Consider the following 6,985-nt stretch of genomic DNA (forward strand, 5'->3'; position numbering starts at 1 on the left):
GCACGCTCGACGGAAAAGTCCGCTTGAATCGGAATGATCACGGGGCAGGCGCGCGCTTTTCAATGTCGATTTTTTTCCAGCAAGCTGGAAACCGAAGGTGAAGACGAGATTTTCAACGCCCTGCTAGCGATCAGGCGCAGAGCAGCCATGGACGTACTTCAACTCCAGTCACTTGTGGGGCGGGCACTGCGTGCCCACGTAGCGGGTAGTCATATCGGTTCGTTGAAACGCGTGGGCTTACCGAGCGCACCCTACCAGGCTCGCCTATTCTCCTCCGACACTGGCATCAGCCTGCGCAAAATGTCTGCACCGGAATAGAGCTCGACTTGTGCCTGTAGCGCACGCCTTCGATCACGTGGAATGAGACGGCATCGATCGAGATCGCTAGGTGGAATGTCGGACGCCAGTCCGGTGCAACCATCGCCTCAGGCGCGCCCCTATCGAAGAGCACGTAGTTCACGCCGCCTTCGCATTGCACCGATCGAAAGGCTATGCCGTCGAACGCCCACTTCTTGTCATAGCGAATGAACTCTGCCAGCGCCTGCGTCACCACATATTCCGTGTCACTGGCCCGGACTGGGCGTGCAATCTCTTCGTGCAGATATTCCAGAAGCAGTCGATGCTCGCTGCGCTTCTGGTAGCTAGGATCGAAGAAGCTCAGAGGTGCGTGCCGCAGCCGGTTGCTCAGCATCGTGAAATCGAAAAACTTCAAAGGTGCCGTGGAATGGAAGCGCCCCACCACCACAGTATCGCCGATCGAGGGGCGAACCTCGGCGATACACGTATCGATTTCGCGAGAAACGTAGAGTAGCGGAACGCCGGCCGGGCTCATGCGGTTGTTGGCTGCTCGCTCCTTGGGGGCTGCGCCCAGTGCAACCGCAGCGTTCTCCGCAAACGATCGTGCCTCCAGCTCGCCGCTGGCAATGCGAGAACGGTAGACGGCCGTGCCGGGGTCGAGCATGGTGACCAAGGCAGGTGTCCCGGGGCGCTCCGGGTCTTCGGCCTCGAGGGCCTCCCCGATCAGCCACTCGAAGAATGCACGAGCGGTGTCATTGAAGAAACGCCGGCCATGGGCCAGCTCGTGTGCAATGTGGTGCCAGGGGCCGACCGCATACCAGCGCTCGTGGTCCTCCGACTCGAAAGGGCTTGGTGTGCGGCAGTATTCCTGCCCCGGCCAATAGAAGTCCTCGTCATCCGCATTGGGATCCTCAAGGCACGCCGAGACCGCCCTCCGGAGAGTCTCGGAACTGCATCCGATGGCGCAGCCCACCACGTCGTCGAGTGTCAGCTCGTACCCGGGATAGAGCCCGTGGTCCGGCTGAAAGTGCTTCGGCAAGTGTTCTCGGATAAATCGTGCGATGCGCGCGGGCGTCAATGCGCTCCTGGTCGTCTTGCCACAAGCGCAGCAGGCTCGCTCCTCCTGAAGCGCACCATTCAGGTTCTTGAGCATGTAGTCGTCCAAGCAGGCTTGACATACCCACATCGGCTCGGCGCTTTCCACGTCGTACCCCTGATTCCAGATGTTCGAAATTCCGACATTAACGGGGGCCGCCCATCACCACAACCTCTGAACAAGTTCGACCGTAAGCGTCGCGACATCGACGACGACCGCGGGCTGGTACTTCTCCGCGTAGGTGAGCGCATCAGAAGGAAGGAGGCGGCCGTCGGAGTCGGTATCGAGGACTTCCCCGGGCTGGCCGGACATCGTATCGTCACGACGTCGCCCGGCTTCATCGCGTTGCCATCGGGTATGTTCTCCGCGGCCGGAATGATGCCGACCACGTTCACCGCCAGCTTCATGAGCGCGGCCGCGTTCAGGGCGCCGAACACACTGGCCGCGCCCCACATGTCGAACTTCATCTCCTCCATGTTGGACCGGACTTGATGCAGACGCCGCCCGTGTCAAAGGTGATTCCCTTGCCGACGAAGGATCATGGTGCCTGCTAGGCATTCGCAGTCCGAGTCCGATTGGCTATCTCAGCATATGCGCGTTCGAGTTTGGTATCGTAGGAATTCACACGGAATTTCGGTCCGTTGTAGATTTCGGCGAAGGTTGCCCACTGCTTGTCGCGCAATGCGTCGAGGGCTTTGCCGCCCCTGTGCTTCTGAAGGAAAGCGAAGAAAAGTTCCAATTGCACGGTTTCGCTGGCGCTCATCTGGTCGACGAAGGTTTGCAGGTCGGCAACCCCGCACAGCTTCCAGTTGGAGCCCATGATTTGGAACAGCCCCCATGAGGTTGCCAGGTCGGCGAGTTGGCCTGCCCTGGTCACGCCGATGTCGTTGGGTGGCACGCCAGCTTCGAGCATCTTGTCGCAAAGTTTGCGTGCCTCCTGCAAGCGCTCGAATTCCGCCTTCCCGCGCCGGACGAAGCGGTTACTTAGATCCCTGTGCAGCAGACCGAAACCCACATCGGTCCAAGACGCTGGTTTGACATTCAGCTTCTCTGCGTACTCCCAGAGCTTGTGGCCTTCCAGACGCACCACCGGCACGCCGTCGACAAAGCCGCGACCTGACGACTCCACTTGCAGGACCGCTTCGATCAAGGGGACCCCAAGATCCATCCCCTTCGCCTTGAGCACACTCTCGATGTCAGCACGGCTGAGCGGTTGCTTTACCGCCCCGGCCGCACCCGCATCTCCGCCAACCCCACGTCCACCTGCCGAGGCCTGAAGCAGGAGATACCAGGTCGCCGGATCGGCGATCCCGCTCACCGGCACCTTCATCTTCTTCTGGAACTCGATCAACGCGTCCTGCGTTTGCTTGCCGAAGATGCCGTCCACATCGATCTGCGCTACCTGCGTGGAGGCGTTGAGCTTGGATTGCAGGCGTGCGATGGCTGTTCGGTCGCCGCTGCCGTATTCGAGCGTCGGCTCGGTCAGGGTTTCGGCGACGAAACGCGAGGGCGCGACGCCAGTTTCCGTATCTTCCGGCGCGGCGGCAGACTGCGGTGGCACTTCGATAACGCCCTCTTCCTTCGGCCAGCGCATTGCCAGGCATCGCCAGCTGGACTTCGGAAAGGCAGTCAGGCAGACGCTCCCTGCGCCTTCCTTGCCCTGGTTGCCGCCGATTACGAAGTAGCGGTCGGCGGTTTCACGGACTAGGAAGCCGACGTGTGCTCCGGGGCCGTTCCTTCCTGGGATGGGCTTGCCAACCTGCAGCACGACGATCACCGCACCATAGCGTGCCGGCGTATCGACTTCCCATTCACGCCAGGAACTAGCGACCGCGCTGCCACTCGGTTTGATACCGGCGCGCTTCATGACCCAGTTCGCGAATGAGGAGCACCAGGGAATCTCGTCATCGGGCGTGGCGCCGGTCTCGCGCTGGTATTCGCCAATGCGCGGGTTGTCCTGCCCTGTGCCGGCCAGCTCGGTGATCCCGATCTCGTGGATCGCATAGCGCATCCAGACCGGCGTGCTGAAGGCTAGCGGCAGCTTGTGCGGCTCGTTAGTCAATTTCAACCAGGTTGCCGGCCCCACCACACCGTCGAAGGACAAGGCGTTTTCCTTCTGGAATTCTTTGACCGCGCGATCCAACTCGTCATCAAAGGTCTCGGCGGCGGAAGAAGGCGCGCCAAGGAACCCCACCGCGGCGAGCAGACCCCGCAGACGGACCACTTCCGGGCCCTGGCTGCCGAGTTTGAGATCCGCCAGGGGCCCATCGGTCGCCGGCAGCACAGTCGTGGACGGCAATATTGATGCGTCGCGCGACAGCGGGTCGGGCGTCTGCCACAGGAGTTCGCGCACCATGGGTTCGTCGAGTTCCCAACTCGGCTCGGCGCCTGGTCGGTGCATCTGACGCCAGGCATAGATCTTGTCGCGCGTCGCGGCGTCGAGCCGACCAGAGATCGGAATCTCCTTCAGACGGCTCTGCAGTTGTCGAATCTGCTCGGCGGACAAACGCCGCTCGACGTCATTGACTGCGTCAGAGAACCAGCCTCCTCCTGTCGGGGAACTAGGGCTAGGTGCCGGCCCGCCGTCGAGCTGTTGCGCTGGGGGTGGCTTGCCTTGGCCAACGCCGGTGGTCAGGCCTTCATCGCGTCGCGTCCCGGCCGCCCGCAATGACACCACGCGACGCAGCACATCAAACCAGAAGGGCGCCCCCAGCATTAACGCCAAGGCCGTGAGTACGAGACCGAGAATGTTCTCGCCTGAGAGCCACACGCCAAAGACGGTGGTGCTCCATTCTGCGTTGACCGACTGTTTCTGGAACTCCCTTAGGTCGGCAGACCATCCGATCGGAAAGCCAATCTCGCCAGCCGCCGCTTTTTCGTAGAGTTCGACGCATTTGATCGTGTCGGTCGCCTTCTCGCCACACACTCGCTGAATGCTATCCTTTACCGCCTTGTCGGCGTCCAATTGTCGCTGCAGTAGTTGCGCCGCTTCATCAATGGACGGCCGCAGGGCAGTGAGCTGCTTCTTGATTTCCGCGTCCTCCTTGCGGACGGGGTCTGGATAGGCGAGATAGAGATTGGCAGAGAGACTGCGGAGATCATTTGCTAGATCAACGATTGCCTTGGGCGTTTCAGGCTTGTCCCTTCCAGACGTTGCACCTGCCTTATCTGAACTGCTGACCGCCGACCCCGGGCTCAAGGCATCCCAACTGCTGCGCCGCAACTCGTCGAGTTTTTCGTACCATTTGTATGGATTGAAATCACACTGCTCTGGGTTGGGACAACGCCTATACAAGGCGGTGCGCAGCGGCACACTGTCGAGAATCGAGTTACGCAGACCGACTAGCGCGGAGACCAACCGCGCGTCGACCTGATCGCGCAGCTCCATGCGTTGCACCGCTGCTGATTTCGGGGCCGTTATCGACGCGGCCGGTTTGCCTTCAGCGTTGGCGACGACATTTGCGGCTTGGCTCGCCAGCAACTCGCGATGTTGCTTGTCCAGTTGCAGCATTCGCATGATGAACAGGGTGTCCACATTGCCGATTACTGCGAGGCCGAGCGCTAGCACGAGGATGCGCCGATCAAGTTTGCGCTTGTACCAGCCTTTGGAGCGATCACCGACCTGGGCGAACCAGTTGGCAACGTTGCGCTCGTAGTTTTCCCAGGATGTCTCCGTCCCGGGCAGCAACTGGTCCAGCACCCCGACGAGCCGCTCCCGATTGGGCAGATTGTTGTCGCGCTTCAGTTTGTTGAGCAGTTCCGCTGGTGTGGCTGGCCGATCGGCTGGCCCTGAATAGTCGCCAAGAACGGCCAGAAATGCCTTCGAGAACATGTCCGCAGGTATCTCGGACGGAACCCGCTTGCCCTCGTACAGTGACGCTATTAGCCCATGGGCGAAGAATCGGTCGACTAGCGAATCAGCCGTCTTATCGCGGCCGTCCACTGCGCCAAATGCCGACTTGATGGCGACCTTGAGGTTCTTCCCTCGTAGCCCTAAACCATGGTTATAGACAAGCTCGGCCAGACTCGTCAGCAGAATGCTGAACAACAGATAGATAAAGACGAGTCCGATGATCACATCGAGCGCGACATTGTCCATGCTCGTGATCTCCTTTCACTCGACTCGGTAGAAACGCAAGCCTGCAATGGAGGGGGCCGAAGGCTGGCGCTGCTCGGCCCAGACGGGCATCACCCATTCCGGGTGGTAGCGCGTCGCGCCACCAGTCGGGTCGGGAACAATGCCGCCTGCAAGCGCCACCTGAGCGATTGTCCTCGCCTGCTGCAGAGCGGGATCGTCTGCCGGTGGCAGGCGCATACGGTGGATGGCTGGCGACGATGCATCCCAGCAGCGAAATTGGTAGGGCCTAAGGCACACCTCCAGCGCCGTGCCGCCCATCCATTTGCCGTAGGCGCGGCGGTTCAGAATCACTGCCGCCACCGCGCGCATAGCCTCCGCGCCCAACTCGCCAGCCTCACCCCAAATCGTCCTGGCCACCACATCGAGTTCTCTTTCTCCATTGATGGGTGGTGCCACTGCGTCGGGTGGGGCGGGCGGCGGGATCGGCGTCAGCTCCGTGACGGATGCCCGAGTGAGCACGCGCACGCCGAAAGCCTCGACGATCGGATCAATGGCACAGAAAAAGGCATTGCTGAGTCCGCTTGGATCGCCTTCCAGGCCGCCACAATGGATCCCCACCAACCGGCCACTTTCGTCCCACACCGCGGCGCCGCTGTCACCGGGTCGGGTGCTTTCGGCGGCTCGAAAGGTGTGCACGGCGCGCAGGGTGTATGTGCTGTCCGACGCGGTTTTGACGTTGAAATCGGCGTGGATGCCGACAAGCACCCCGCGGATCGGTCCGCGGCCCGTCTGCAGGACAAGTGACATTCGGTCCGAAAGCGCATCGCTGCCTACGCCGAGCGGACGTAGATAATCGTACGCAAGTGCCAAGGTCCGGGCCGTCTCGGGGGCGATTTCCACGAGTGCGGCGTCAAAGGCCGCGGCCTTGCCTAACGGCGCCGGCTCGCACTGGTCCACCCTGCCCTGCGCTATTGTGCGCCCATTGCCGTCGAGCACATCGATTCGTGCCAGCATATCTAGACCCACGTCGAGAAAGGCATGCCCACAGGTCAGGATGAAACTTCGGGTGGCCGATCTATCCTGGCACAGGGCTGTGACGCAGGCTCCATCGCGCAGACCGTGGGGCACAAGGTCAAGCGTGGCCGATTGCGCCTGGCCGCATGCGGTATGTGCCCATCCTGCGCGCGGCCGTCCGCGGGGCGCCCGTACGGCGATTAAGGGTTGGTGCGGCCGATTCTTCATTTGGCGCCCGCCTTGTAGAAAACGACCGGTACGGTGACGGACACTGCGCCAGGTGCACTGAACTGCAGTCGAGCGACGACGTTGCTATCAGCCTTCTTCAGGGTAAGTACGACCTTGAGTTGCTTGCCGCTCGGCTCGCTCTGAATGAGCTTGCCCCCATAAAACGGACGCCATGAAGTGCGGTTCTAAGGCTTCATGGAGGAACGTGAGATGAAAACGAGGATACCGAAGCGGGTCTACACCGAGCAGTTTCGAGAGTCCGCGGTGCGGCA

General features: G+C 61.3%; 3 protein-coding genes and 1 pseudogene. All 4 read right to left on the minus strand.

Features of this window, described 5'->3' with window-relative positions; genetic code table 11:
- Positions 1 to 286 precede the first annotated feature (286 nt).
- The gene (locus GO615_RS26840; protein WP_169132915.1) at positions 287 to 1,450 is read right to left on the minus strand and encodes an RES family NAD+ phosphorylase; all 1,164 of its coding nucleotides are present in this window, start codon (positions 1,448 to 1,450) and stop codon (positions 287 to 289) included.
- 132 nt (positions 1,451 to 1,582) lie between these two features.
- A pseudogene (locus GO615_RS26845) lies at positions 1,583 to 1,925 on the minus strand (leucyl aminopeptidase); the annotation flags it as partial.
- Between the two features lie 18 nt (positions 1,926 to 1,943).
- Positions 1,944 to 5,492, minus strand: a complete 3,549-nt coding sequence (locus GO615_RS26850) for a TIGR02594 family protein (protein ID WP_169132916.1) — start codon at positions 5,490 to 5,492, stop codon at positions 1,944 to 1,946.
- A gap of 15 nt (positions 5,493 to 5,507) precedes the next feature.
- Complete coding sequence (locus tag GO615_RS26855) at positions 5,508 to 6,485, minus strand: cell wall hydrolase (RefSeq protein ID WP_169132917.1); 978 nt, start codon at positions 6,483 to 6,485, stop codon at positions 5,508 to 5,510.
- Positions 6,486 to 6,985: the final 500 nt, after the last annotated feature.

This window comes from Aromatoleum evansii (assembly GCF_012910805.1).
Taxonomy (GTDB): domain Bacteria; phylum Pseudomonadota; class Gammaproteobacteria; order Burkholderiales; family Rhodocyclaceae; genus Aromatoleum; species Aromatoleum evansii.

Excerpts from the sequence above, each read along its gene's own strand:
- GO615_RS26840 (WP_169132915.1), bottom strand. The coding sequence starts at position 1,450 with ATGCTCAAGAACCTGAATGGTGCGCTTCAGGAGGAGCGAGCCTGCTGC.
- GO615_RS26850 (WP_169132916.1), bottom strand. The coding sequence starts at position 5,492 with ATGGACAATGTCGCGCTCGATGTGATCATCGGACTCGTCTTTATCTAT.
- GO615_RS26855 (WP_169132917.1), bottom strand. The coding sequence starts at position 6,485 with ATGCTGGCACGAATCGATGTGCTCGACGGCAATGGGCGCACAATAGCG.